Below are 24,604 nucleotides of genomic sequence, written 5' to 3'. Positions count from 1 at the left end.
GCTTTTGGAAGGGCGCATATCATACATGAAAAAGGTAGGCGGCGAGCTTCTAGCTGCAAGCAGCACGTAAAAGCCGACGTGCTGCTTCTGCTGGACGCATGCAGCTTACCCTCGCATCATGTCGTACAGTTCGTTGAGCAATTTGCGACGGCTGAACACCAGCTGCCAGCGGTGCCCACCCAGCTGACGCCACAGACGCGCAGCGCGGATGCCGGAGAGCAGCAGGGCGCGGATCTTCGAGGCATTGCCGGCCTGCTGAAGGAAGCGCATGTCGCCATGCACTTGGATGCGCTGGCGCAAGGTGCTGAGGGTGTCCTGGTACAAGGCTCCGCTGGATGCGATGACATTATCGTGAACCAGGCCGAAATGATCGGCCTGGGCCTGGATCTGGGGCAGGCGCTTGCCGATGGTCTCGAGCATGTCGTCCCGTTTGGCCAGCTGGCGCTCCAGGCCGAGCATCGACAGGGCATAGCGCAGCGGCTCGCGCTGAAGGCTGCTGGGGTCGCGCTCCAGGGCGCCGACCAGGGCGCGGTAGCCGTCGCGCAGGTTCAGGTCATCGCCGCCGAACACCTCCAGGGTGTCCTTGGGGTCACGCACCAACAGGCTACCCAGCATGCAGCCGATATTGGCCTCGCTGGCCTGGCCGGTCCGGGCGATGCGGTCGACCAGCACTGCGGCCTGGAACACGCCGCCCAAGGCGACCAACTGCTCCTGGAGAGTATTCATTGGCGAGGGCTCCAAGGCTCGGCGGTCTCGATCACACCGCCGCCCAGGCATACCTCGCCGTCATAGAACACCACCGACTGCCCCGGAGTGACAGCGCGTTGCGGCTCGTCGAAGACCGCGCGATAGCCATGCTCGGTGCGCTCCAGGGTGCATTGCTGGTCGCTCTGGCGGTAGCGCACCTTGGCGGTCAGCCTGCGCGGGCTACTCAGGTCGATCGGGTTGACCCAGAAGATCTCCGAGGCGAGCAGGGCGCGGGAGAACAGCCAAGGGTGTTCGTTGCCTTGACCGACCACCAGTACGTTGCGGGTCAGGTCTTTGTGCAGCACGTACCACGGCTCGTCGCCGGCGTCCTTCAGGCCGCCGATGCCCAGGCCCTGGCGCTGGCCGATGGTGTGGTACATCAGGCCGTGGTGACGCCCGATGACTTCTCCGTCGGTGGTCTCGATGTCGCCCGGCTGGGCGGGCAGGTACTGCTTGAGGAAATCGCTGAAGCGGCGCTCACCGATGAAGCAGATCCCGGTGGAGTCTTTCTTCTTGGCCGTGGCCAGGCCGTGCTTCTCGGCAATGGCACGTACTTCGGGCTTTTCCAGCTCGCCGACCGGGAACAGGGTGCGGGCGATCTCCTTGCCGCCGACAGCATGCAGGAAATAGCTCTGGTCTTTGTTCGGGTCCAGCCCCTTGAGCAGTTCGGTGAGCTCGCCGGTGTCGCGGCGGCGCACATAGTGGCCGGTAGCGATCAGGTCGGCGCCCAGGGACAGGGCATAGTCGAGGAAGGCTTTGAACTTGATCTCGCGGTTGCACAGGATGTCCGGGTTCGGTGTACGTCCGGCCTTGTACTCCTCCAGGAAATGCTCGAATACGTTGTCCCAGTATTCGGCCGCGAAATTGGCGGTATGCAGCTTGATACCGATGCGATCGCACACGGCCTGGGCGTCGGCCAGGTCCTCGCGGGCGGTGCAGTATTCGGTGCCGTCGTCCTCTTCCCAGTTCTTCATGAACAGACCTTCCACCTGGTAGCCCTGCTCCATGAGCAAAAGGGCGGAGACGGAAGAGTCCACGCCGCCGGACATGCCGACGATAACGCGGGTCTTGGCGGGGTCTTTGAGTGCTGGGCTGGTCATGGCTACCGGTGTGTATCAGGGGGAAAAATTCCGATTCTATCAGGCCAAGGGCCGGACGTCAGTCGCGCAGCAAGGCGAGGCTATGCAGTGGACCGGCCAGGTAATCGTCGATGCAGCGCGGTACCAGCTCGCTGCGCCAGCGTGCGGGGTCGGCCAGCAGTTGCTCGCGGGTCAGCCAGACGGCACGGACAATATCGCTGTCCAAGGGGCGGGCGGCGTGGTGATGCACGGGGCGCGCGGCGAAACAGATGCGCTGGTAGGTAACGCCATTGCTGGGGGCGGTATAGAGGTAGATGCCAACCACGCCAGTGAGTTCGACTTCCCAGGCGGTTTCCTCCAGGGTCTCGCGCAGGGCGGCCTGGGTCAGGGTCTCGTTGGGCTCAAGATGCCCGGCAGGTTGGTTGAAGACGTGTTGGCCGGCCTTGAACTCTTCGACGAAGAGAAACTTGCCCTCGTGTTCGACGATGGTGGCGACGGTGATGTGGGGTTGCCAGGACACGGTCGGTGCTCTCCCTAAGTGACAAGCTCCAAGCTGCAAGCCACAAGTCAAGATGCTATGCAGACTGCGCTTGCTTGTGGTTTGCAGCTTGAAACCTGCGGCTGAAAAAGCACAAACCCCGGTGCGTGGCCGGGGTTTGTGGTGTTACATCAGAACCTTACAGTGCGGCAATGGCGCTGTTGAGGGTCTGGCTTGGGCGCATGACCTTGGCAGTCAGCTCGGCATCCGGCGCGTAGTAACCACCGATGTCGGCCGGCTTGCCCTGGACGGCAGCCAGTTCGGCGACGATGGTCGCTTCGTTCTCGGCCAGGGTCTTGGCCAGCGGTGCGAAGCGCGCCTGCAGGGCGGCGTCGTCGGTCTGGGCAGCCAGAGCTTCGGCCCAGTACAGGGTCAGGTAGAAGTGGCTGCCGCGGTTGTCGATACCGCCGACTTTGCGCGATGGCGACTTGTTGGTGTCGAGGAACTTGCCGGTGGCCTGGTCCAGGGTATTGGCCAGGACTTTGGCGCGTGGGTTGTCGTAGGTGTTGCCCAGGTGCTCCAGGGAAGCGGCCAGGGCCAGGAACTCACCCAGCGAATCCCAGCGCAGGAAGTTCTCTTCGACCAGCTGCTGCACGTGCTTCGGAGCCGAACCGCCGGCGCCGGTTTCGAACAGGCCACCGCCATTCATCAGCGGGACGATCGACAGCATCTTGGCGCTGGTGCCCAGCTCCATGATCGGGAACAGGTCGGTCAGGTAGTCGCGCAGGACGTTGCCGGTCACCGAGATGGTGTCCTTGCCTTCGCGGATGCGGGCCAGGGAGAACTTGATGGCATCGACCGGCGCCAGGATGCGGATGTCCAGGCCGCTGGTGTCGTGGTCCTTCAGGTACTTCTGGACCTTCTCGATCATCACGCCGTCGTGGGCGCGGGCAGGGTCCAGCCAGAACACCGCCGGGGTGTTGCTCAGGCGGGCGCGGTTGACGGCCAGCTTGACCCAGTCCTGGATCGGCGCGTCCTTGGTCTGGCACATACGGAAGATGTCACCGGCCTCGACGCTCTGTTCCAGCAGCACCTTGCCCTTGCCATCGACCACGCGCACGACGCCGTCGGCCTTGATCTGGAAGGTCTTGTCGTGGGAGCCGTACTCTTCGGCCTTCTGAGCCATCAGGCCGACGTTCGGCACGCTGCCCATGGTGGTCGGGTCGAAGGCGCCGTTGGCCTTGCAGTCCTCGATCACGGCCTGGTAGATGCCGGCGTAGCAACGGTCCGGGATGACGGCCTTGGCGTCCTGCAGTTCACCGGCGGTGTTCCACATCTTGCCCGAGTCGCGGATCATCGCAGGCATCGAGGCGTCGACGATGACATCGCTCGGTACGTGCAGGTTGGTGATGCCCTTGTCGGAGTTGACCATGGCCAGGGCCGGGCGGACGGCGTACAGGGCCTGGATGTCGGCTTCGATCTCGGCCTGCTTGTCAGCTGGCAGGTCCTTGATGCGGGCGTACAGGTCGCCGATGCCGTTGTTGGCGTTGAAGCCGACTTCGGCGAGGGCTGCGGCGTGCTTGGCCAGCACGTCGTTGTAGAACTCTTCGACGATGACGCCGAACATGATCGGGTCGGAGACCTTCATCATGGTGGCTTTCAGGTGGACCGACAGCAGCACGCCGGAGGCCTTGGCATCGGCGATCTGCTCGGCGATGAAGGCTTTGAGGGCCTTGCGGCTCATGACGGCGCAGTCGATGACTTCAGCGGCTTTGACGGCGGTCTTTTCTTTCAGGACGGTGGTAACGCCGTCTTTGCCGACCAGCTCGATGCGCAGGCTGTCATCGCCTTCGATCAGTGCGGCTTTTTCGCTGCCGTAGAAGTCGCCTTGGGTCATGTGGGCGACGTGCGACTTGGAGTCGGCAGTCCAGGCGCCCATCTTGTGCGGATGCTTGCGGGCATAGTTCTTGACCGACAGCGGAGCGCGGCGGTCGGAGTTGCCTTCGCGCAGAACCGGGTTCACGGCGCTGCCTTTGATGCGGTCGTAGCGGGCGCGGGATTCTTTTTCTTGCTCCGTGCTCGGCTCGTCAGCGTAGTCGGGGATGTTGAAGCCCTTGCCTTGCAATTCCTTGATCGCGGCCTTGAGCTGCGGTACCGAGGCGCTGATGTTCGGCAGCTTGATGATGTTGGCTTCCGGGGTGGTGGCCAGCTGGCCCAGCTCCGCCAGGTGATCGCCTACGCGCTTCTCGGCGCCCAGTTGCTCCGGGAACGCCGCGAGGATACGGCCAGCCAGGGAGATGTCACGGGTTTCGACGGCGATGTCAGCCGAAGCGGTGAAGGCTTCGATGATCGGCAGCAGGGAATAGGTGGCGAGGGCGGGAGCTTCGTCGGTGAAGGTATAGATGATCTTGGAACGGGTGGGCATGCGGGTTAACTCTCTGTTTTGCTGAGCGTGCTCGAAGTCTCGAGATGCGCAGGGTAGGCGCTACGCCCTGGCAGCGCCATGGGCAATTGGTCGAGAGGCTTGCGAGCGGTGATGGTGGATGCATCAGTCGAGCGTCAAACGGCTGGGCGGCGGTAACAGCCCAGGCTTTTTGGCCATTCTTGGCCGAGGGCGAGCCGCGTTTTTCCAAGGGGTCGCCCCAATGACCCTACGGTCAGGGCCGGAGTATACCAAACCCTTCGGGCTAAGTGATATCGGACCGCCTATAAGACGAAAGGCGTAAGGGCAATGTGGCGCGATGCCGCATCCCTCGGCGTCTGCGCGCGGCCAAACTGTGAGTGGGCTTGTCAGTGGTCGCTGCCGGTCAGCTTGCAACTTGCAGCGTGAAGCTTGCAGCTCAGGAAAGCTGGTTTAGGCTCATTGGATCGCAGGATGTCCAATCACACTTGGAAAAGCGGAGTAGTGCAGCATGGGATACCAGAAAATCAAGGTTCCAGCAGACGGCGCGAAGATCACCGTCAATGCAGACCATTCGCTCAATGTTCCCGACAATCCCATCATCCCGTACATCGAGGGCGACGGTATCGGTGTCGATGTTTCGCCGGTGATGATCAAGGTAGTGGATGCTGCCGTGCAGAAGGCCTACGGCGGCAAGCGCAAGATCGCCTGGATGGAGGTGTATGCCGGCGAGAAGGCCACGCAGGTCTACGACCAGGACACCTGGCTGCCCCAGGAAACCCTCGATGCCGTGCGCGATTACGTGGTGTCGATCAAAGGGCCACTGACCACGCCTGTCGGTGGGGGTATCCGTTCCCTGAACGTGGCCTTGCGCCAGCAGTTGGATCTGTACGTGTGCCTGCGTCCGGTGCTGTGGTTCCAGGGCGTGCCGAGCCCGGTGAAAAAGCCTGGTGATGTCGACATGGTGATCTTCCGCGAGAACTCCGAGGACATCTATGCCGGCATCGAATGGAAGGCCGGCTCTGCCGAGGCCAACAAGGTGATCAAGTTCCTCAAGGAGGAAATGGGCGTCACCAAGATCCGCTTCGACGAGAACTGCGGCATCGGCGTCAAGCCGGTCTCCGAGCAGGGCACCAAGCGCCTGGTGCGCAAGGCGCTGCAGTACGCCGTGGACAACGACCGCGAGTCGGTGACCCTGGTGCACAAGGGCAACATCATGAAGTTCACCGAAGGGGCCTTCAAGGATTGGGGGTACGAGGTGGCGCGGGACGAATTCAAGGCCGAGCTGCTCGATGGCGGCCCGTGGATGAGCTTCAAGAATCCCAAGACCGGGCGCCAGATCGTGGTCAAAGATGCGATTGCCGACGCCATGCTCCAGCAGATTCTGCTGCGACCGGCCGAGTACGATGTGATCGCCACCCTGAATCTCAACGGCGACTACCTTTCCGACGCCCTGGCGGCCGAGGTCGGGGGCATCGGTATCGCCCCGGGCGCCAACCTGTCCGACACCGTCGCGATGTTCGAGGCGACCCATGGTACGGCGCCTAAGTATGCCGGGCAGGACAAGGTCAATCCGGGCTCGGTGATTCTGTCGGCCGAAATGATGCTGCGCCACATGGGCTGGACCGAGGCAGCCGACCTGATCATCAAGGGCACCAACGGCGCCATCGCGGCCAAGACCGTGACCTACGACTTCGAGCGCCTGATGGACGGCGCCAAGTTGGTCAGCAGCTCCGGCTTTGGTGATGAGATGATCAAGCACATGTGAAGGCAATGAAAACCGGCCAGCCCTTGCGGGGCTGGCCGGTTGCCGATGTGCCTGCAGAAGGTCAGGGGTGGATCAGGCCTGGACGATGCTCTCGACCGGCTGGACTTCGACTTTCGATGCCGTGGCGCCGGCGCCGCAGATGTTGACGGCGTGCAGCCCCTTGGGTCCCTGGACGATGTCGAAGGTCACGGACTGGCCAGCCTTGAGTGTCTTGTAGCCGTCCATCTGGATATGCGAATAGTGGGCGAACAGGTCTTCGCTCTTGCCCTCCTCGTTGACGAATCCATAGCCCTTGGCATTGTTGAACCACTTGACTTTACCGCTCGCCATCCTCATGTCCCTCTGCAAAGGACTCCATCACTGGAGTATCATCCACGTCATCCGCATACGAACCATGCGAAAAAATCTGGTTGACTGCGCGGATCTTTATCGACCACGGTGGGTTCTTATTGGTTGTAACACCGTTTTGCCGATAGTCAAGGTCAGACGGCCCCCGCGCCGGCAGCGGCCTACGCGGTCAAACCATCACCTTAACTTGTCGTTATGATGAAATTCTTTCCATGCAACCACTCAGCCAGATTCGACTAACATTCAATCAGGATCGCCCGCAATCTAACGAGGACGACGGCTCCGGTCTGGCGGTACAGGAAGCCAAGCCGATCCTGCAGGCGCCACCGATGTACAAGGTGGTTTTGTTCAACGATGACTACACGCCAATGGATTTCGTCGTCGAAGTGCTCGAGACGTTCTTCAATCTGAACCGCGAGCTGGCGACCAAGATCATGCTGACCGTCCATACCGAAGGGCGGGCAGTGTGCGGATTGTTTACCCGTGACATCGCCGAGACAAAGGCCATGCAGGTCAACCAATACGCCAGGGAAAGCCAGCATCCGCTACTCTGTGAAATCGAGAAGGACGGTTAATCGCCGACCACTTGGGTATGAGGTGAAGCTATGTTAAACCGCGAGCTCGAAGTCACCCTCAATCTGGCCTTCAAGGAGGCTCGTTCGAAGCGTCATGAGTTCATGACCGTCGAGCACCTGCTGCTAGCACTCCTTGACAATGAGGCCGCCGCGACCGTTCTGCGCGCCTGTGGCGCCAATCTCGACAAGCTCAAGCACGACCTGCAAGAGTTCATCGATTCCACCACGCCGCTGATCCCTGTCCATGACGAGGACCGCGAGACTCAGCCGACCCTGGGCTTCCAGCGCGTGCTGCAGCGTGCCGTGTTCCATGTGCAGAGCTCCGGCAAGCGCGAAGTCACCGGCGCCAACGTGCTGGTGGCGATCTTCAGCGAGCAGGAAAGCCAGGCCGTGTTTCTGCTCAAGCAGCAGAGCGTGGCACGTATCGACGTGGTCAACTACATCGCCCATGGCATCTCCAAGGTGCCGGGCCACGGCTCGCACAGCGAAAACGATCAGGACATGCAGGACGAGGAGGGCGGCGAATCTGCTTCCTCGAGCAATCCGCTGGATGCTTATGCCAGCAACCTGAACGAATTGGCCCGTCTGGGCCGCATCGATCCGCTGGTGGGGCGTGAGCAGGAAGTCGAGCGCGTCGCGCAGATTCTTGCTCGTCGGCGCAAGAACAACCCGCTGCTGGTCGGCGAGGCTGGCGTGGGCAAGACGGCCATTGCCGAAGGTCTGGCCAAGCGCATCGTCGACGGTCAGGTGCCGGATCTGCTGGCACAGAGCGTGGTGTATTCCTTGGACCTTGGCGCATTGCTGGCCGGTACCAAGTACCGCGGCGATTTCGAGAAGCGCTTCAAGGCGTTGCTCGGTGAGCTGCGCAAGCGTCCGCAGGCCATTCTGTTCATCGACGAGATCCACACCATCATCGGTGCAGGTGCTGCATCCGGTGGCGTGATGGATGCCTCCAACCTGCTCAAGCCGCTGCTGTCGTCGGGCGACATCCGCTGCATCGGCTCGACCACCTTCCAGGAATTCCGTGGCATTTTCGAGAAGGACCGCGCCTTGGCGCGGCGCTTCCAGAAGGTCGACGTCACCGAGCCGTCGGTCGAAGATACCGTGGGCATCCTGCGGGGCCTGAAGGGCCGCTTCGAGAGTCATCACAACATCGAATACAGCGACGAAGCTTTGCGCGCCGCCGCCGAACTCGCTGCGCGCTATATCAATGACCGGCACATGCCGGACAAGGCTATCGACGTGATCGACGAGGCGGGTGCCTATCAGCGCCTGCAGCCAGAGGGCAGTCGCGTCAAGCGCATCGATGTGCCTCAGGTCGAGGACATCGTCGCCAAGATCGCGCGGATCCCGCCCAAGCATGTCACCAGCTCCGACAAGGAGCTGCTGCGCAACCTCGAGCGCGATCTCAAGCTCACCGTGTTTGGTCAGGATGCCGCCATCGATTCGCTGGCCACTGCCATCAAGCTGTCCCGTGCCGGGCTCAAGTCGCCGGACAAGCCGGTCGGCTCGTTCCTGTTCGCAGGCCCCACGGGTGTGGGCAAGACCGAGGCGGCCCGTCAGTTGGCCAAGGCGCTTGGGGTGGAGCTGGTGCGCTTCGACATGTCCGAGTACATGGAGCGGCATACCGTATCGCGCCTGATCGGTGCGCCTCCTGGCTATGTCGGGTTCGACCAGGGTGGTCTGCTGACCGAAGCGATCACCAAGCAGCCGCATTGTGTGCTGTTGCTCGATGAGATCGAGAAGGCCCACCCGGAAGTGTTCAACCTGCTGCTGCAGGTGATGGATCACGGAACCCTGACCGATAACAATGGGCGCAAGGCGGACTTCCGCAACGTGATCCTGATCATGACCACCAACGCCGGTGCTGAAACTGCCGCGCGGGCCTCGATCGGGTTCACTCAGCAGGACCACACGTCTGACGCTATGGAGGTGATCCGCAAGAGCTTCACGCCGGAGTTCCGCAACCGTCTGGACACCATTATCCAGTTCGGCCGCCTGAGCCACGAAACCATCAAGAGCATCGTCGATAAGTTCCTCATCGAGCTGCAGGCGCAGCTGGAAGACAAGCGCGTGCTGCTGGAAGTCAGTGATGACGCCCGCGGTTGGCTGGCGGCTTCTGGTTATGACGTGCAGATGGGGGCGCGGCCGATGGCGCGGCTCATCCAGGACAAGATCAAGCGGCCGCTGGCCGAAGAGATCCTGTTCGGCGAGCTCTCCGAGCATGGCGGCGTGGTGCATGTCGACCTGCGTGATGGCGAGCTGGTGTTCGACTTCGAGACCACGGCTGAGGTTGCATGAGGTCTGGGCTGCTTGCAGCCCCTTTCGCGACATTAAGGCTTCTCCTGTGGGAGTGGCCTTCTGTCGCCAAAACAGCAGAAAGCGACCTTCTGCATTCGAGCGAGCACAAAAAAGCCCGGCACATTGGCCGGGCTTTTTATTGGCTGAGACTCAGCGGGCGCGATAGGTGATGCGGCCCTTGCTCAGGTCATATGGCGTCAGTTCGACGCGGACCTTGTCGCCAGTGAGAATGCGGATGTAGTTCTTGCGCATCTTTCCGGAGATGTGCGCGGTTACGACGTGCCCGTTTTCCAACTCCACGCGGAACATGGTGTTGGGCAGGGTGTCGACGACAGTACCTTCCATTTCGAAGCTGTCTTCTTTCGACATGCAGTAAAGCCCTCGGTATCCAGTGAATGGCCCGATACGCAACTGCACCGGGCAAAAAAGTGGCGTGGATTATGCCCGAAAACTGTGTTTCAAGCCAATGCTTTCAATTGAGGGTAACCCAGCGCTGGTTGATCAGCAGTTCAATGGGCCGGTACTGGGTCTTGTAGTTCATTTTCTTGCAGTTCTTGATCCAGTAGCCGAGGTAGACCGCATCGAGGTTTTGCCGCAGGGCTTCGGTGATCTGCCAGAGGATGGCATAGCGCCCAAGGCTGCGGCGCTCCTGCTCGGGCTCATAGAAGGTGTAGACCGCAGACAGGCCGTTGGGCAGCAGATCGCTCACGGCCACCGCCATGAGTTTGCCTTCCAGGCGGAACTCATAGAACCAGCAGAACGGCAGGTCGCGCACCAGGAAAGTGGAGAACTGGTCACGGCTGGGGGGGTACATGTCGCCATCGGCATGGCGTTGCTCGATGTAGCGGCGGTACAGGTCGAAATATTCTTCGCGAAACGCCGGGCGCGCGGCGGTGACGGTCAGATCGGCGTTGCGTTTGAGGATGCGCCGTTGCTGGCGGTTGGGGATGAAGCGCGCAGCCGGAATGCGCGCGGGCACGCAGGCGTTGCAGTTCTGGCAATGAGGGCGGTACAGGTGATCGCCGCTGCGGCGAAAGCCCATTTCCGACAGATCGGCATACACATGCACGTCCATCGGTTGGCTGGGGTCCAGGAACAGCGTAGTGGCCTGCTCCTCTGGCAAATAGCTGCAGGAGTGGGGTTGAGTGGCATAGAACTTCAACCGCGCCAGCTCTGTCATGATCAACCCCTCGGTAAGACTTTGACTTAAGTGTAAGCCAGCTGGCAGAACTCGCCTAGCGAGCCCAGGTCGCCGTGTTTGGGGTATCGAGATAGCGTGCCAGGTGCTCTGCAAAGCAGGCCCGGCTGATGGCGCGGGCGCCGAGGCTGTGCAGATGGTTGGTCGGCATCTGGCAGTCGATCAGCACGAATCCGGCGGCTTTGAGGTGCTCGACCAGGGCTACGAAGCCGACCTTGGACGCATTGTCGGCGCGGCTGAACATAGACTCGCCGAAAAACAGTCGGCCCATGGCCAGGCCATATAGCCCGCCCACCAGTTGACCGTCGCGGCGTACCTCGACCGAGTGGGCGATGCCACGTCGGTGCAGTTCGCAGTAGGCCGCCTGCATGTTGTCGGTGATCCAGGTGCCGTCGGCATAATCGCGTGGCGCGGCGCAGGCGGCGATGACGGCGGGGAAGTCGGTGTCGAAGCTGACCTGGTAATGGCCTTGGCGGATGAACTTGGCCAATGAGCGCGATACGTGCAGCTCGTCCGGGAAAAGCACGGTGCGAGGGTCCGGTGACCACCACAGGATCGGTTGGCCATCCTGGTACCACGGGAAGCAGCCATGGCGATAAGCCTGCACCAAGCGTTCCGGCGTCAGGTCGCCGCCTGCGGCCAGCAGGCCGTTGGGGTCGTGCAGGGCTTTTTCCAGGGGCGGGAAGTTCAGCGAGTCGCGGGTCAGCCAGGTGAGCATGGTCTTTCGGCGGTGGGGGAGGGGAGGGCAACCAGCATGGCGCGCTGGTGGTGTGAGGTCAATGTGTGGCCTTGTGGTGTCAGCCGTTGGCGCGTCTGGGCGCAGGCTGGCACTTTGCGAGGTAATTTCCTGACCATTCAGGCGTCCATTGGCACCATCCGGCACATTTGCTGTCATACCTGTGCAAAAACACAGCATAAGCCTTTGTCACAAAAGAAAATGCGTGCTCAAATTGCACCCATAGGAAATCCGCGCCGCTCCAGCCTCACCTGGCGTGCCGCCATGGCGGCTGGCGGGCAGTAATGTTAAAAGTAGTGGTTCATTGACCGGACACCGGGTCGATCACTACTGGACGCGCAGCAAGCGCAGGAATAGACGCGTTTTGAAGAAATCCACCGCAACCCCGCCCCCTTTGCCCGTGCCCCTGTGGCGACAGCAGCTGCATTACCGCCTCAAGGAAGGTGCGCTGATCGCTGTCGGCGCCCTGTGCCTGTACCTGTGGATGGCACTGCTGACCTACGACACGTCGGACCCAGGCTTCAGTCACACCAGCAATGCCGAACAGGTGCAGAACGCCGCTGGCCGCGCCGGTGCCTACTTTGCCGATATCCTGTTCATGGTGCTGGGCTACTTCGCCTATATCTTCCCGTTGCTGCTGGCGATCAAGACCTGGCAGATCTTCCGCGAGCGTCACCAGCCCTGGCAGTGGAGCGGCTGGCTGTTTTCCTGGCGGTTGATCGGGTTGGTATTCCTGGTGCTGTCGGGCGCGGCGCTGGCGCATATCCATTTCCATCCACCGGCGAGCATGCCGTTCTCTGCCGGTGGTGCCTTGGGCGAAAGCCTGGGCGATCTGGCGCGCAACCTGTTGAACGTGCAGGGCAGCACCTTGATGTTCATCGCCCTGTTCCTGTTCGGCCTGACGGTCTTCACCGACCTGTCCTGGTTCAAGGTGATGGACATCACCGGCAAGATCACGCTCGATCTGTTCGAACTGGTGCAGAGCGCGGCCAACCGTTGGTGGGAAGCGCGCAACGAGCGCAAGCGCCTGGTGGCGCAACTGCGCGAGGTGGATGAGCCGATCCTCGATGTGGCGCCGATGGCCGCCGAGAAGCGCGAGCCGATCAAGCCTCAGCCGCGCGAACGCATCAGCGAACGTGACGAAGCGCCCGCCCGGCCTGTGCTACCACGCGAACCTGTGGTGCCACGCGAGCAACCGGTCGCGCCGGTGATCATGCCGCCAACCCCGGTCAAGGCGCCTGAACCGAGCAAGCGGGTGATGAAGGAGAAGCAGGCACCGCTGTTCGTCGATAGCGCCGTGGAAGGTACCTTGCCGTCTATCTCCATTCTCGACCCGGCCGAGCAGAAGAAGATCGAGTACTCGCCAGAATCCCTGGCCGGTGTCGGCCAATTGCTGGAAATCAAGCTCAAGGAGTTCGGCGTCGAAGTTGCGGTGGACTCGATCCATCCGGGTCCGGTGATCACGCGTTACGAGATCCAGCCGGCCGCCGGCGTGAAGGTCAGCCGCATCGCCAACCTGGCCAAGGACCTGGCGCGTTCGCTGGCAGTGACCAGCGTGCGCGTGGTTGAAGTCATCCCGGGCAAGACCACCGTGGGTATCGAGATTCCCAATGAAAACCGGCAGATGGTGCGCTTCTCCGAGGTGCTGTCCACGCCGCAGTACGACGAGCAAAAGTCGCCGGTCACCCTGGCCCTGGGCCATGACATCGGCGGCAAGCCGGTGATCACTGACCTTGCCAAGATGCCGCACCTGCTGGTGGCCGGTACCACCGGTTCCGGTAAGTCGGTGGGTGTCAACGCCATGATCCTGTCGATCCTGTTCAAATCCAGTCCTGAAGATGCGCGGTTGATCATGATCGACCCGAAGATGCTCGAGCTGTCGATCTACGAGGGTATTCCGCATCTGCTCTGCCCGGTGGTCACTGACATGAAGGACGCCGCCAATGCACTGCGCTGGAGCGTGGCCGAGATGGAGCGGCGCTACAAGCTGATGGCCGCCATGGGCGTGCGGAACCTGGCGGGCTTCAACCGCAAGATCAAGGATGCCCAGGAGGCCGGCGAGGTCATCCACGACCCGCTGTACCGCCGCGAGAGCATGGACGACGAGCCGCCTGCGCTGAAGACGCTGCCGACCATCGTGGTGATCGTCGACGAGTTCGCCGACATGATGATGATCGTCGGCAAGAAGGTCGAAGAGCTGATCGCCCGTATCGCCCAGAAGGCACGGGCCGCCGGTATTCACCTGATTCTTGCCACCCAGCGTCCGTCGGTGGATGTGATCACCGGCCTGATCAAGGCCAACATTCCGACCCGCATGGCGTTCCAGGTGTCCAGCAAGATCGACTCTCGGACCATCATCGACCAGGGTGGCGCCGAGCAGTTGCTCGGTCACGGTGACATGCTCTACATGCCGCCGGGCACCAGCCTGCCGATCCGTGTGCATGGTGCGTTCGTCTCCGACGACGAGGTGCACCGGGTCGTCGAAGCCTGGAAGCTGCGCGGCGCGCCGGACTACAACGACGACATCCTCAACGGCGTCGAGGAAGCCGGTAGCGGCTTCGAGGGCGGCGGTGGCGGCGGCGGCGATGGCGACGATCCGGAAGCCGATGCGTTGTACGACGAAGCCGTGCAGTTCGTACTGGAAAGTCGTCGGGCGTCCATTTCCGCGGTGCAGCGCAAGTTGAAGATCGGCTATAACCGCGCCGCGCGGATGATCGAGGCGATGGAGATGGCCGGTGTGGTCACCCCCATGAACAGCAACGGCTCGCGGGAAGTGATTGCCCCGGGCGGCCCACGCGATTGATGATCACCTTGCCGGACGTCGAAGGCGGCGCCCGGCCCATTCACTGTTCAACGAGGATTCCCATGCGCGCGATTCGCATGCTGTTGGTTTCTGCCCTGGCCCTGGGCGCTGTGTCGGCCCAGGCCGATGAGAAGGACGTTGCACGCCTGACCCAGTTGCTGGAGAAGTCGCAGACCATCTCGGCTCGTTTCTCACAACTTACCCTCGATGCCAGCGGCACGAGCTTGCAGGAAACCAGTGGCGAGATGTCCGTCAAGCGCCCAGGCCTGTTCTACTGGCACACTGATGCGCCTCAGGAGCAGGTGGTGGTGTCCGACGGGCAGAAGGTCACCCTGTGGGACCCGGACCTGGAGCAGGCCACCATCAAGAAGCTCGACGTGCGACTGAACCAGACCCCGGCGCTGTTGCTGTCCGGTGATGTGTCCAAGATCAGCCAGAGCTTCGATATCACCTCCAAGGAACAGGGCGAAGTCATGGACTTCACCTTGAAACCCAAGACCAAGGACACCTTGTTCGACTCTCTGCGTGTGTCGTTCCGCCGCGGTCTGATCAACGACATGCAACTGGTCGACAGCGTGGGTCAGCGCACCAATATCCTGTTCAACGGGGTCAAGGCCAACGAGGCGATCCCGGCGAGCAAGTTCCAGTTCAAGATCCCGGAAGGCGCCGACGTCATCCAGGAGTAATGAGAGCGCATCATGGACCTGTTTCGAAGCGAACCTGTCGCCCAGCCCCTGGCCGCCCGGCTGCGTCCGTCCAACCTGGACGAGTACGTCGGCCAGGAGCACCTGCTGGCGCGTGGCAAGCCGCTGCGTGAGGCGCTGGAACAGGGCGCGCTGCACTCGATGATCTTCTGGGGGCCGCCTGGAGTGGGCAAGACCACCCTGGCGCGGTTGTTGGCGCAGTTCTGCGACGCTCACTTCGAGACGGTGTCGGCGGTGCTGGCCGGGGTCAAGGAGATCCGCCAGGCGGTAGAGGTGGCCAAGCAGCAGGCGGGCCAGTATGGTCGCCGGACCATCCTGTTCGTCGATGAGGTGCACCGCTTCAACAAGTCCCAGCAGGATGCCTTTCTGCCTTATGTGGAAGACGGCACGCTGATCTTCATCGGTGCCACCACCGAGAACCCCTCGTTCGAATTGAACAACGCCTTGCTGTCTCGGGCTCGGGTGTATGTGCTCAAGAGCCTGGACGAAGCGGCCTTGCGCAAGTTGGTCAACCGCGCCCTGACCGAGGAACGCGGCCTTGGTGCACGCCAGCTGAGTGTCGGTGACGACGCTTTCAAAATGCTGATGGCGGCAGCTGACGGCGATGGCCGGCGGATGCTCAACTTGCTGGAGAACGCTTCGGATCTCGCTGAGGACGGCGGCGAGATCGGCGTCGATCTGTTGCAGAGCTTGCTCGGCGACAGCCGGCGTCGCTTCGACAAGGGGGGCGAGGCCTTCTACGACCAGATCTCGGCGTTGCACAAGTCTGTGCGGGGCTCCAATCCCGATGCGGCGTTGTACTGGTATGCGCGTATGCTCGACGGCGGCTGCGATCCGCTGTACATCGCTCGTCGAGTGGTGCGCATGGCCAGCGAGGACATCGGCAACGCCGATCCTCGCGCCTTGAGCCTGTGCCTGGCTGCCTGGGATGTGCAGGAGCGTCTGGGCAGCCCCGAGGGGGAGCTGGCGGTGGCTCAGGCCATTACCTACATCGCCTGCGCGCCGAAGAGCAATGCCGTGTACATGGGCTTCAAGGCCGCCATGCGCGAAGCCGCCGAGCACGGTTCCCTGGAGGTGCCGTTGCACTTGCGCAACGCTCCGACCAAGCTGATGAAGCAGCTGGGGTATGGCGAGGAATACCGCTACGCCCACGACGAGCCTGATGCGTATGCCGCAGGTGAAGACTACTTCCCCGAACAGCTCGAGCCACGCCAGTACTACCAGCCGGTACCCCGGGGCCTGGAGCTCAAGATAGGGGAGAAACTGCGCCACCTGGCCGAGTTGGACCGCACCAGCCCCCGGCAACGGAGAAAGCCATGATCGGCCTCATCGCCGCGGTCAGCGCGGGCGGTATCGCCGGAACCCTGTTGCGCTTTGCCACGAGCAATTGGGTGGCGGCACACTGGCCACGCCACTTCTATCTCGGTACGCTGGCGGTCAACCTGATCGGCTGCCTGCTGATCGGCCTGCTCTATGGCTTGTTCCTGCACAAGCCGCTGGCGCCGGTCGAGCTGCGCGCCGGGCTGATCGTCGGCTTTCTGGGTGGCCTGACGACTTTTTCTTCTTTCTCGCTCGATACCGTGCGCCTGATGGAAAGTGGGCAAGTTCCGCTGGCCTTGGGCTATACCGGTATTAGCGTAATCGGCGGGCTGCTTGCCACTTGGGCCGGCCTGTCGCTGACCAAATTCTGAACCAACACTCACATAACGAGAGAACGATATGCTCGATTCCAAACTGTTACGCGGCCAACTTCAGGAAGTGGCGGATCGCCTGGCCTCCCGTGGCTTCAGCCTGGATGTCGCGCGCATCGAATCCCTGGAAGAGCGCCGTAAGGCCGTGCAGACCCGCACCGAGCAACTGCAGGCCGAGCGTAACGCCCGTTCCAAGTCGATCGGCCAGGCCAAGGCCAAGGGTGAAGACATCGCGCCGCTGATGGCGGATGTCGAGCGCATGGCTGGCGAGCTGGCCGAGGGCAAGGCAGAGCTGGATGCCATCCAGGCCGAACTTGACGCTATCGTGCTGACCATCCCCAACCTGCCGGACGCCAGCGTTCCAGTCGGCCCGGACGAGGAGGCCAACGTCGAGGTGCGCCGTTGGGGAACGCCGCGTGACTTCGATTTCGAGATCAAGGACCACGTGGCACTGGGCGAGATCAGCGGCGGCCTGGACTTCGAGACCGCGGCCAAGCTCTCCGGCGCACGCTTTGCCCTGCTGCGTGGCCCGATCGCCCGCATGCACCGCGCCCTGGCCCAGTTCATGATCAATCTGCACACCAGCGAGCACGGCTACGAGGAGGCCTATACCCCGTATCTGGTGCAAGCGCCGGCCCTGCAGGGCACCGGCCAGTTGCCGAAGTTCGAGGAAGACCTGTTCAAGATCGCCCGTGAAGGCGAGGCGGACTTCTACCTGATTCCGACCGCCGAAGTGTCGCTGACCAACATCGTCGCCGGCGAGATCATCGATGCCAAGCAACTGCCGATCAAGTTCGTCGCCCACACTCCGTGCTTCCGCAGCGAAGCCGGTGCTTCGGGTCGCGATACCCGCGGCATGATCCGCCAGCACCAGTTCGACAAGGTCGAGATGGTGCAGATCGTCGAGCCGTCCAAGTCGATGGAAGCGCTCGAAGGCCTGACCGCCAACGCCGAGCGCGTGCTGCAGGCCTTGGAGCTGCCGTACCGTGTCCTGGCCCTGTGCACCGGCGACATGGGCTTTAGCGCCGTGAAGACCTACGATCTGGAAGTCTGGGTGCCGAGCCAGGGCAAGTACCGCGAGATCAGCTCCTGCTCGAACTGCGGCGACTTCCAGGCCCGCCGCATGCAGGCCCGCTGGCGCAATCCGGAGACCGGCAAACCTGAGCTGGTGCATACCCTCAACGGCTCAGGCCTGGCGGTCGGCCGCACCCTGGTGGCGGTGCTGGAGAACTATCAGCAGGCCGATGGCTCGATTCGGGTGCCGGAAGTGCTCAAGCCCTACATGGGTGGTGTCGAGGTCATCCGCTAAATGGATTACCTGCCGCTGTTCCACAAGCTGCAGGGTGGTCGGGTACTGGTCGTCGGTGGCGGTGAGATCGCCCTGCGCAAGGCGCGTCTGCTGGCCGACGCCGGCGCCGCGCTGCGGGTAGTGGCACCGGAGGTCGACGGCCAGCTGGCCGCGCTGGCCCGCGAGGGTGGCGGTGAGGTCTTGGTGCGCGGTTACCAGCCAGGCGACCTTGACGGTTGCCGGTTGGTGATCGCCGCCACCGACGACTCCGTGCTCAATGCCCAGGTCTCTGCCGATGCCCAGGCGCGTAGCCTGCCGGTCAACGTAGTGGATGCGCCGGCCCTGTGCACGGTGATTTTCCCCGCGATCGTCGATCGTTCGCCTTTGGTGGTGGCCGTGTCCAGTGGCGGCGACGCGCCAGTGCTGGCGCGGCTGATCCGCGCGCGACTGGAGGCCTGGATTCCAGCCGCCTATGGCGAGTTGGCCGGTTTGGCCGCGCGTTTTCGCGACAAGGTCAAGGCGTTGTATCCGGACGTCAACCAGCGTCGCGGTTTCTGGGAGGATGTCTTCCAGGGGCCGATCGCCGAACGCCAGTTGGCCGGGCAGGGCAGCGAGGCCGAGCGCCTGTTGCAGGCGAAGGTCGATGGTGCGCCGGTGCAGCAAGGGGGCGAGGTGTATCTGGTCGGTGCCGGCCCGGGTGACCCGGACCTGCTGACCTTCCGTGCCTTGCGCCTGATGCAGCAGGCCGATGTGGTGCTGTATGACCGATTGGTGGCGCCGGCGATCATCGAGATGTGCCGACGTGATGCCGAGCGGATCTACGTTGGCAAGCGCCGCGCCGATCATGCGGTGCCGCAGGAGCAGATCAATCGCCTGCTGGTGGACCTGGCGCGCCAGGGCAAGCGAGTGTTGCGCCTGAAGGGCGGCGACCCGTTCATCTTCGGCCGTGGTGGTGAGGAGATCGAAGAGCTGGCCGAGGAGGGTATCCCGTTTCAGGTGGTACCGGGCATCACCGCGGCCAGTGGTTGCTCAGCTTATGGCGGAATTCCGCTGACCCATCGGGATTATGCCCAGTCGGTTCGCTTCGTCACCGGGCATCTGAAGGATGGCACCAGCAACTTGCCTTGGGATGATCTGGTGGCGCCTGCCCAGACCCTGGTGTTCTACATGGGCCTAGTCGGCCTGCCGACCATCTGCGCCGAACTGATTCGCCATGGCCGCGCGGCCAGTACCCCGGCGGCGTTGGTGCAACAGGGGACCACACGTAACCAGCGGGTGTTCACTGGGACCCTGGCGGATCTGCCAGCGCTGGTGGCGCGTCATGAAGTGCATGCGCCGACCCTGGTGATTGTCGGGGAGGTGGTGCGGCTACGCGAGAAGCTGGCGTGGTTCGAAGGATCACAACAAGGGTGACATGATTGGGGCCGCTAAGCGGCCCCAGCTGTTTCAAGCCTGCCAGATGCCTTTGCCCGCCAGCCGCTCGCGGTCATGCGGCTGGTTGAAATCCTGCAGCGGCCCTTTGGGCACGATGCCATTCGGGTTGATGGTCTTGTGGCTCATGTAATAGTGCTTCTGGATGTGCTCCATGTTCACGGTCCCGGCCACGCCCGGCCACTGGTACAGCTCGCGCAGCCAGTTGGACAGGTTCGGGTAGTCGGCCAGGCGACGCAGGTTGCACTTGAAGTGGCCGTGGTACACGGCGTCGAAGCGCACCAGGGTAGTGAACAGACGTACGTCGGCCTCGGTGAGATATTCCCCCGCCAGGTAGCGTTGACGGCCCAACAGGGTCTCGAGGTGATCCAGTTCAGCGAACACCTGATCGAACGCCGCCTCGTAGGCCTCTTGGGTGGTGGCGAAGCCTGCACGGTACACGCCGTTGTTCACCGCCGGGTAGATGCGTTCGTTGAGTGCATCGATGGTCGGGCGAAGCGGCTCGGGGTAGAGGTCCAGCCGGTTGCCTGTCAGCTCATCGAAGGCGCTGTTGAAAATGCGGATGATCTCTGCCGACTCGTTGTTGACGATGCGCTTTTGCTGTTTGTCCCACAGCACCGGTACCGTCACGCGGCCGGTGTAGTGTGGGTCATCCTGGGTATAGCGCTGGTGAAGGTACTGCAGGTCGTCCAGGTGGTCGCCGGTGGAGCCGTGCTGACGATCGAAGGTCCAGCCATGCTCGCCCATCAGCCAACTCACTACAGAGACATCGATCAGCGGTTCCAGGCCCTTGAGGGCACGGAAGATCAAGGTGCGGTGAGCCCAGGGACAGGCCAGGGAGACGTACAAGTGGTAGCGCCCGGCTTCGGCGGCAGGTAGTTGATTACGGCGTTGGGCGTTCTCGCGCTGGAATGCGCCGTCCTTGCTGTTCTGGTACCACTGGTCATGCCAGCGGCCGTCGATTAAAAGGCCCATGGTGAGCTCCTCGGAACATAGTCGTTTGTCGTTGGAGCTCAGTCTAGGCAACTCTGTTCGAATAAATAGCGCAAAGACTGCGGCGATCGGATCGATTTATTCGATGTTTTTACGTTGCGTCCAGTAGTTGCGTGCGGTTTCGAAGGCCTGCTCACGGCTTTGCCCAAGCCCACGCAGGGCCATCGCCATGGTCGCCAGCACTGCCAGTTCGCCATAGCTGTCCTCGGCTTCGCCGCGCCATACCTTCAACAGGTGCTCAGGTTGCAGGGTGGCTGGTTTGACGTGGCGCTGGGCACTCAGCGCCGGCCATTCTTCGTCCCAGGCTGCGCCGGCGGTGGTGCCATAGAGATGGCTGATCACATCGGGGTTGACCTCGATCTCCCCGCCGTCGCCCTTGATCACCACGGCATGGTCGCCCAGTAGACGGCTCGCCTCGCGATGCACAGCCTGGTAGCCGGGATGGAAGATGCTTTGCAGGCCGCAGCGTGCGCCCAGCGGATTGAGCACCCGGGCCAGCGAGTGAATCGGCGAGCGCAGCCCCAAGGTGTTGCGCAGATCGATCATGCGCTGCAGTTGCGGGGCCCAGTCCTGCAGCGGTGCGAAGGCCAGGCAGCGCTCTTCCAGGGCCTGGACTACAGCGGGCCAGTCGCGGCACAGGGGGATGTCCAGCAAGTCCAGCAATTGCTCGGTATACAGGCGCCCGGCGGTGTGCGCACCGCCGCCATGCAGGATAATGCGCACACCGTTACCCGCCAGGCATTTGACCGCAAGCAGGTACCAAGGCAGATGGCGCTTCTTGCCGGCGTACGTGGGCCAGTCCAGGTCCACGTTGATGGTAGGGGGCTGCAGGTGAGCGCGTAAGGCCTCGGTGAAGCCGGCGAGCTCCTCGGCGCTTTCCTCCTTGTGCCGCAGCAGCATGAGGAAGGCGCCCAGTTGGGTGTCTTCGACCTTGCCCTCAAGCAGCAGAGTCATGGCCGTGCGGGCCTCCTCACGGGTCAGGCCACGGGCGCCGCGCTTGCCTTTGCCGAGGATGCGCACGAATTCAGCGAAGGGATGTTCGGCCGGGGTTTGCAAAGTGAGTGGACGAGCGATGGTCATATGCAGTTGGTTGGCTTGGGCAGGCCCGCCAGCTTGGCAGCGAGTTTGGCGGGAGTGCCGTTGAACAGACGATTGAGGTGCGGACTGTTGCCTTTTTCCGGGCCTAGCTTGAGGGCGGTGTACTTGATCAGCGGGCGGGTGGCCGGTGACAGCTGGAACTCGTCGTAGAACTGGCGCAGCACTTCCAGTACCTCCCAGTGCTCAGGCGTCAGCGCAATATTCTCGCGTGCGGCCAGCGCTTGGGCGACCTCAGGGGACCACGCTTGCAAGTCGGCCAGAAAGCCGTCCTTGTCCAGGGCGATCTGCTGATCGCCGACAGTGAGCTTGCTCATAGCCAGCTGTTGACCTTGTGGTAATGCAGTGACAGTTCGACGAAGGCCGGATAGTCCACAGGCTCGGCTAATGCGCTGTCGATGGCGCGGGCCTGCAGATCCTCGGCGAGGGCGTAAAGGCGGTTACCTAAGGCGGCGGCTTCGAGCTTGCGCCATGGCTCACTGCCGGCGCGCAGGGCATAGACAGCGTCGCCGCACAGCAGCAGAGCATCATCCGTGCCCAGCAGGCGTAGGCAGCTGTCCAGACGATTGTCGCCGAAGGGCGAATGGCTGATTACATGCAAGGTCGTCATCAGAGTGTCACCACCTGGTCGAAACGGGCAATCAGGGCGGTCAGGCCTGCATCATCCAGCACCTCGACCGCCAGCTCCAGCGCGTCACCCGCCAGGCCGCGCTCGGCCAGGCTGTGGCCGCAGGCGAACAGTTCCTCGACACCGAACATCGGCAGCGCCTGGAGATTGGCAGCGAGATTTTTCTGTTGCAGTGCGCCAGGCTGCTGGCCGGGAGCGAGTTGGAATACGCCATCATCGAGAAAGAGCATGCCCAGGGGCAAATCGAAGGCGCCGCCGGCCAGGGCGATATCCAGGGCCTCACGGGCGCTGGGGCCGTTCCAGGGCGCCTGGCGGCTGATGATCAACAGGGATTTGGCCATCTCAATCACCTCCGAAGCAGACCAGGCGGTCGGCCACTTGTGCCGCCTCATGCAACTGGCCGAGGCCCGAAAGCTCCCAAGGGGCCGGCAGGTTCACGGCCGGGCGCTGGTAGCGGTTGGCTTCGCTCTCATCCAGCACGCCTCGACGCAGGGCTGCGGCGATGCAGACCACGGCATCCAGCCGATGGCTATCGATGAAGTCGCGCCATTGGGCGGCAACGTCCAGTTCATCTTGGGGGGCAACGATATTGGCCGAGGCGCTGTGTACCCCGTCCTGGTAGAAGAACAGCCGGGCAATCTCGTGCCCAGCGGCCAGCGCTGCCTCGGCGAAACGCAGGGCGCGACGCGAGGAGGGCGCATGGGCCGGGGAAAAAACCGCGATGGCGAATTTCATGGAAAGCTCGTGCAAAGGGATGGGGCCATGATAAAGCAAAAAGCCCGCACCTGTCGGCGCGGGCTTTTTGGGCCAACGCAAGCATGCGTCAGGCCTGGCCCTTGCTCTCTGGCAGGAACCAATTCAGCACCAGGGCGCAGATGCCGCCGGTGGCCACGCCCGACTCCAGCACGTTACGCAGCGCCGCCGGCATGTGCGCGAGGAACTCCGGCACTTGTGCCACGCCCAGGCCTAGGGCCAGGGATACCGAGATGATGAGCAGTGCCCGACGGTCCAGGCGGGTGCTGGCCAGGATGTTGATACCCGACGCTGCTACCGCGCCGAACATCACCATGGCTGCGCCACCGAGCACTGGTTCAGGCACTGCCTGGATCACACCGGCAACGCTGGGGAACAGGCCCAGCAGCACCAGCATAAGGGCAATCCACACACCGATATGGCGACTGGCGATGCCGGTCAGCTGAATGACGCCGTTGTTCTGCGCAAAGATAGAGCTGGGGAACGTATTGAACACGCCGGCTAACAGCGAGTTGGCACCGTTGACCAGCACGCCACCCTTGATGCGCTGCATCCACAGCGGGCCTTCGACCGGCTGGCGCGAGACTTTGCTGGTGGCCGTGACGTCACCGATGGCTTCCAGCGAAGTCACCAGATAGATCACCAGCATCGGAATGAACAGGGCCCACGAGAAGCTCAGGCCAAAGTGCAGCGGCATCGGCACTTGGAACAGCGCGGCTTCATGCATGCCGGTGAAGTCCAGGCGGCCGAGGTAGCCGGCCAGGGCATAGCCCACGGCGAGGGCGATGACGATGGCGCAGCTGCGCATCCACACCACCGGAATGCGGTTGAGGATCACGATGATCGCCAGCACAACGCCCGACAGCAGCAGGTTCTCGCCGTTGGCGAAAGTGCCGTTACCCATGGCGGTGAAGCCGCCTCCCATGCTGATCAGGCCCACCTTGATCAGCGTAAGACCGATCATCAGCACCACGATGCCGGTCACCAGAGGGGTGATCAGGCGTTTGACGAACGGGAGGATGCGTGACACGCCCATCTCCACGAAGGAGCCGGCGATCACCACACCGAAAATTGCAGCCATCACGCTCTCTACCGGGGTGCCCTGCTTGACCATCAGCGCACCGCCTGCGATCAGCGGTCCGACGAAGTTGAAGCTGGTGCCCTGCACGATCAACAGCCCAGCGCCAAACGGCCCGAAGCGCTTGCACTGGACGAAGGTCGCGATACCGGAAATCACCAGCGACATGGAGACGATCAGGTTGGTATCACGCGGGGAAACCCCCAAAGCCTGGCAGATCAGCAGGCCAGGAGTGACGATCGGGACGATGATCGCCAGCAGGTGCTGAAGTGCAGCCAGCAGGCCGATCAACGGCCTTGGCTTGTCCTCTAGACCGAGGACCAGTTCATTGGCAGGCGCCGTCGCGCCCGGCCCGTGTTCGATGGAACTCATGGGAAGCTGCCCAGGATGAAAAAAGGAGCGCATTCTACGGGGCAAGACTGGATTGGGGTAGGGGGAAATGCGTGAAGGCGGCCGTACCTGAGGCCTGACAGGTTATAGCAGGATAACGCGTTGTCCATGTATTCGCA

The 24,604-nt window shown here is 62.6% G+C and carries 24 protein-coding genes; 9 read left to right on the top strand and 15 right to left on the bottom strand.

Annotated elements, in window-relative coordinates; translation table 11 throughout:
- Positions 1 to 105: 105 nt before the first annotated feature.
- The 4 genes from hflD to AB1N67_RS15400 form a co-directional block, all read right to left on the bottom strand.
- Positions 106 to 726 carry a high frequency lysogenization protein HflD gene (hflD, locus tag AB1N67_RS15415; RefSeq protein ID WP_043212222.1) on the bottom strand — a complete coding sequence of 207 codons (621 nt, stop codon included), beginning with the start codon at positions 724 to 726 and terminating at the stop codon, positions 106 to 108.
- Positions 723 to 1,847 (bottom strand): tRNA 2-thiouridine(34) synthase MnmA, encoded by a 1,125-nt coding sequence (mnmA, locus tag AB1N67_RS15410; RefSeq protein WP_043212224.1) that lies wholly within the window; start codon positions 1,845 to 1,847, stop codon positions 723 to 725. The genes hflD and mnmA overlap by 4 nt, the downstream gene beginning before the upstream one ends.
- Before the next feature lie 58 nt (positions 1,848 to 1,905).
- The gene (locus AB1N67_RS15405) at positions 1,906 to 2,346 is read right to left on the bottom strand and encodes an NUDIX hydrolase (protein WP_090344495.1); all 441 of its coding nucleotides are present in this window, start codon (positions 2,344 to 2,346) and stop codon (positions 1,906 to 1,908) included.
- 157 nt (positions 2,347 to 2,503) lie between these two features.
- Complete coding sequence (locus tag AB1N67_RS15400) at positions 2,504 to 4,729, bottom strand: NADP-dependent isocitrate dehydrogenase (protein WP_043212228.1); 2,226 nt, start codon at positions 4,727 to 4,729, stop codon at positions 2,504 to 2,506.
- Positions 4,730 to 5,216: 487 nt separating this feature from the next.
- Here AB1N67_RS15400 and icd point away from each other — a divergent pair, with 487 nt between their 5' ends.
- A complete protein-coding gene (gene icd, locus AB1N67_RS15395; protein WP_070572558.1) occupies positions 5,217 to 6,473 on the top strand; it encodes an NADP-dependent isocitrate dehydrogenase in 1,257 nt (418 codons plus the stop codon).
- Positions 6,474 to 6,545: 72 nt separating this feature from the next.
- Here icd and cspD read toward each other — a convergent pair whose 3' ends face one another.
- Positions 6,546 to 6,803, bottom strand: coding sequence for a cold shock domain-containing protein CspD (gene cspD, locus AB1N67_RS15390; RefSeq protein WP_043212231.1), 258 nt, complete (start codon positions 6,801 to 6,803; stop codon positions 6,546 to 6,548).
- Positions 6,804 to 7,033: 230 nt separating this feature from the next.
- Between cspD and clpS the strand changes: the two genes are divergently transcribed.
- Together clpS and clpA are read left to right on the top strand one after the other, a co-directional pair.
- A complete protein-coding gene (clpS, locus tag AB1N67_RS15385; RefSeq protein WP_043212233.1) occupies positions 7,034 to 7,396 on the top strand; it encodes an ATP-dependent Clp protease adapter ClpS in 363 nt (120 codons plus the stop codon).
- Between the two features lie 30 nt (positions 7,397 to 7,426).
- Complete coding sequence (gene clpA / locus AB1N67_RS15380; protein ID WP_043212236.1) at positions 7,427 to 9,697, top strand: ATP-dependent Clp protease ATP-binding subunit ClpA; 2,271 nt, start codon at positions 7,427 to 7,429, stop codon at positions 9,695 to 9,697.
- Positions 9,698 to 9,847: 150 nt separating this feature from the next.
- Here clpA and infA read toward each other — a convergent pair whose 3' ends face one another.
- The 3 genes from infA to aat all read right to left on the bottom strand — a co-directional run bounded on the left by infA (position 9,848) and on the right by aat (position 11,613).
- Positions 9,848 to 10,066, bottom strand: coding sequence for a translation initiation factor IF-1 (gene infA, locus AB1N67_RS15375; RefSeq protein WP_002553999.1), 219 nt, complete (start codon positions 10,064 to 10,066; stop codon positions 9,848 to 9,850).
- 103 nt (positions 10,067 to 10,169) lie between these two features.
- Positions 10,170 to 10,877, bottom strand: a complete 708-nt coding sequence (locus AB1N67_RS15370) for an arginyltransferase (protein WP_043212238.1) — start codon at positions 10,875 to 10,877, stop codon at positions 10,170 to 10,172.
- A gap of 55 nt (positions 10,878 to 10,932) precedes the next feature.
- Positions 10,933 to 11,613, bottom strand: coding sequence for a leucyl/phenylalanyl-tRNA--protein transferase (gene aat, locus AB1N67_RS15365; protein ID WP_043212240.1), 681 nt, complete (start codon positions 11,611 to 11,613; stop codon positions 10,933 to 10,935).
- Between the two features lie 382 nt (positions 11,614 to 11,995).
- Here aat and AB1N67_RS15360 point away from each other — a divergent pair, with 382 nt between their 5' ends.
- The 6 genes from AB1N67_RS15360 to cysG all read left to right on the top strand — a co-directional run bounded on the left by AB1N67_RS15360 (position 11,996) and on the right by cysG (position 19,530).
- Entirely contained in the window at positions 11,996 to 14,434 is a 2,439-nt protein-coding gene (locus AB1N67_RS15360) for a DNA translocase FtsK (protein ID WP_090344501.1), read from the top strand.
- A 62-nt stretch (positions 14,435 to 14,496) separates the two neighbouring features.
- Complete coding sequence (gene lolA / locus AB1N67_RS15355) at positions 14,497 to 15,120, top strand: outer membrane lipoprotein chaperone LolA (RefSeq protein ID WP_043212241.1); 624 nt, start codon at positions 14,497 to 14,499, stop codon at positions 15,118 to 15,120.
- A gap of 12 nt (positions 15,121 to 15,132) precedes the next feature.
- Entirely contained in the window at positions 15,133 to 16,458 is a 1,326-nt protein-coding gene (locus AB1N67_RS15350; protein ID WP_043212243.1) for a replication-associated recombination protein A, read from the top strand.
- Entirely contained in the window at positions 16,455 to 16,829 is a 375-nt protein-coding gene (crcB, locus tag AB1N67_RS15345) for a fluoride efflux transporter CrcB (RefSeq protein WP_043212246.1), read from the top strand. The genes AB1N67_RS15350 and crcB overlap by 4 nt, the downstream gene beginning before the upstream one ends.
- A 28-nt stretch (positions 16,830 to 16,857) precedes the next feature.
- Positions 16,858 to 18,138 carry a serine--tRNA ligase gene (gene serS, locus AB1N67_RS15340; RefSeq protein ID WP_043212249.1) on the top strand — a complete coding sequence of 427 codons (1,281 nt, stop codon included), beginning with the start codon at positions 16,858 to 16,860 and terminating at the stop codon, positions 18,136 to 18,138.
- Positions 18,139 to 19,530: a siroheme synthase CysG gene (cysG, locus tag AB1N67_RS15335; protein WP_043212251.1), complete on the top strand. Its 1,392-nt coding sequence runs from the start codon at positions 18,139 to 18,141 to the stop codon at positions 19,528 to 19,530.
- Positions 19,531 to 19,563: 33 nt separating this feature from the next.
- On the opposite strand, the gene AB1N67_RS15330 is transcribed toward cysG, so the two are convergent.
- From AB1N67_RS15330 to AB1N67_RS15300, 7 genes are all read right to left on the bottom strand, one after another.
- The gene (locus AB1N67_RS15330; protein WP_090344510.1) at positions 19,564 to 20,523 is read right to left on the bottom strand and encodes a glutathione S-transferase family protein; all 960 of its coding nucleotides are present in this window, start codon (positions 20,521 to 20,523) and stop codon (positions 19,564 to 19,566) included.
- A gap of 96 nt (positions 20,524 to 20,619) precedes the next feature.
- Positions 20,620 to 21,621 (bottom strand): glycosyl transferase family protein, encoded by a 1,002-nt coding sequence (locus AB1N67_RS15325; RefSeq protein ID WP_090344513.1) that lies wholly within the window; start codon positions 21,619 to 21,621, stop codon positions 20,620 to 20,622.
- Entirely contained in the window at positions 21,618 to 21,953 is a 336-nt protein-coding gene (locus tag AB1N67_RS15320) for a TusE/DsrC/DsvC family sulfur relay protein (RefSeq protein ID WP_102082427.1), read from the bottom strand. The genes AB1N67_RS15325 and AB1N67_RS15320 overlap by 4 nt, the downstream gene beginning before the upstream one ends.
- A complete protein-coding gene (tusB, locus tag AB1N67_RS15315) occupies positions 21,950 to 22,246 on the bottom strand; it encodes a sulfurtransferase complex subunit TusB (protein WP_043212260.1) in 297 nt (98 codons plus the stop codon). The genes AB1N67_RS15320 and tusB overlap by 4 nt, the downstream gene beginning before the upstream one ends.
- Positions 22,246 to 22,605: a sulfurtransferase complex subunit TusC gene (gene tusC / locus AB1N67_RS15310; protein WP_043212262.1), complete on the bottom strand. Its 360-nt coding sequence runs from the start codon at positions 22,603 to 22,605 to the stop codon at positions 22,246 to 22,248. Before tusC ends, tusB begins: the two co-directional genes overlap by 1 nt.
- Before the next feature lies 1 nt (position 22,606).
- Positions 22,607 to 22,999: a sulfurtransferase complex subunit TusD gene (tusD, locus tag AB1N67_RS15305; RefSeq protein ID WP_043212264.1), complete on the bottom strand. Its 393-nt coding sequence runs from the start codon at positions 22,997 to 22,999 to the stop codon at positions 22,607 to 22,609.
- A gap of 88 nt (positions 23,000 to 23,087) precedes the next feature.
- Positions 23,088 to 24,467, bottom strand: a complete 1,380-nt coding sequence (locus AB1N67_RS15300) for a nucleobase:cation symporter-2 family protein (RefSeq protein ID WP_043212265.1) — start codon at positions 24,465 to 24,467, stop codon at positions 23,088 to 23,090.
- Positions 24,468 to 24,604 lie beyond the last annotated feature (137 nt).

The sequence above is a fragment of the Pseudomonas guariconensis genome (assembly GCF_040822035.1).
Classification (GTDB): Bacteria; Pseudomonadota; Gammaproteobacteria; order Pseudomonadales; family Pseudomonadaceae; genus Aquipseudomonas; species Aquipseudomonas guariconensis.
Note: the sequence above shows the minus strand (reverse complement) of the source record. Positions and strands in the feature narration are given on the sequence as shown.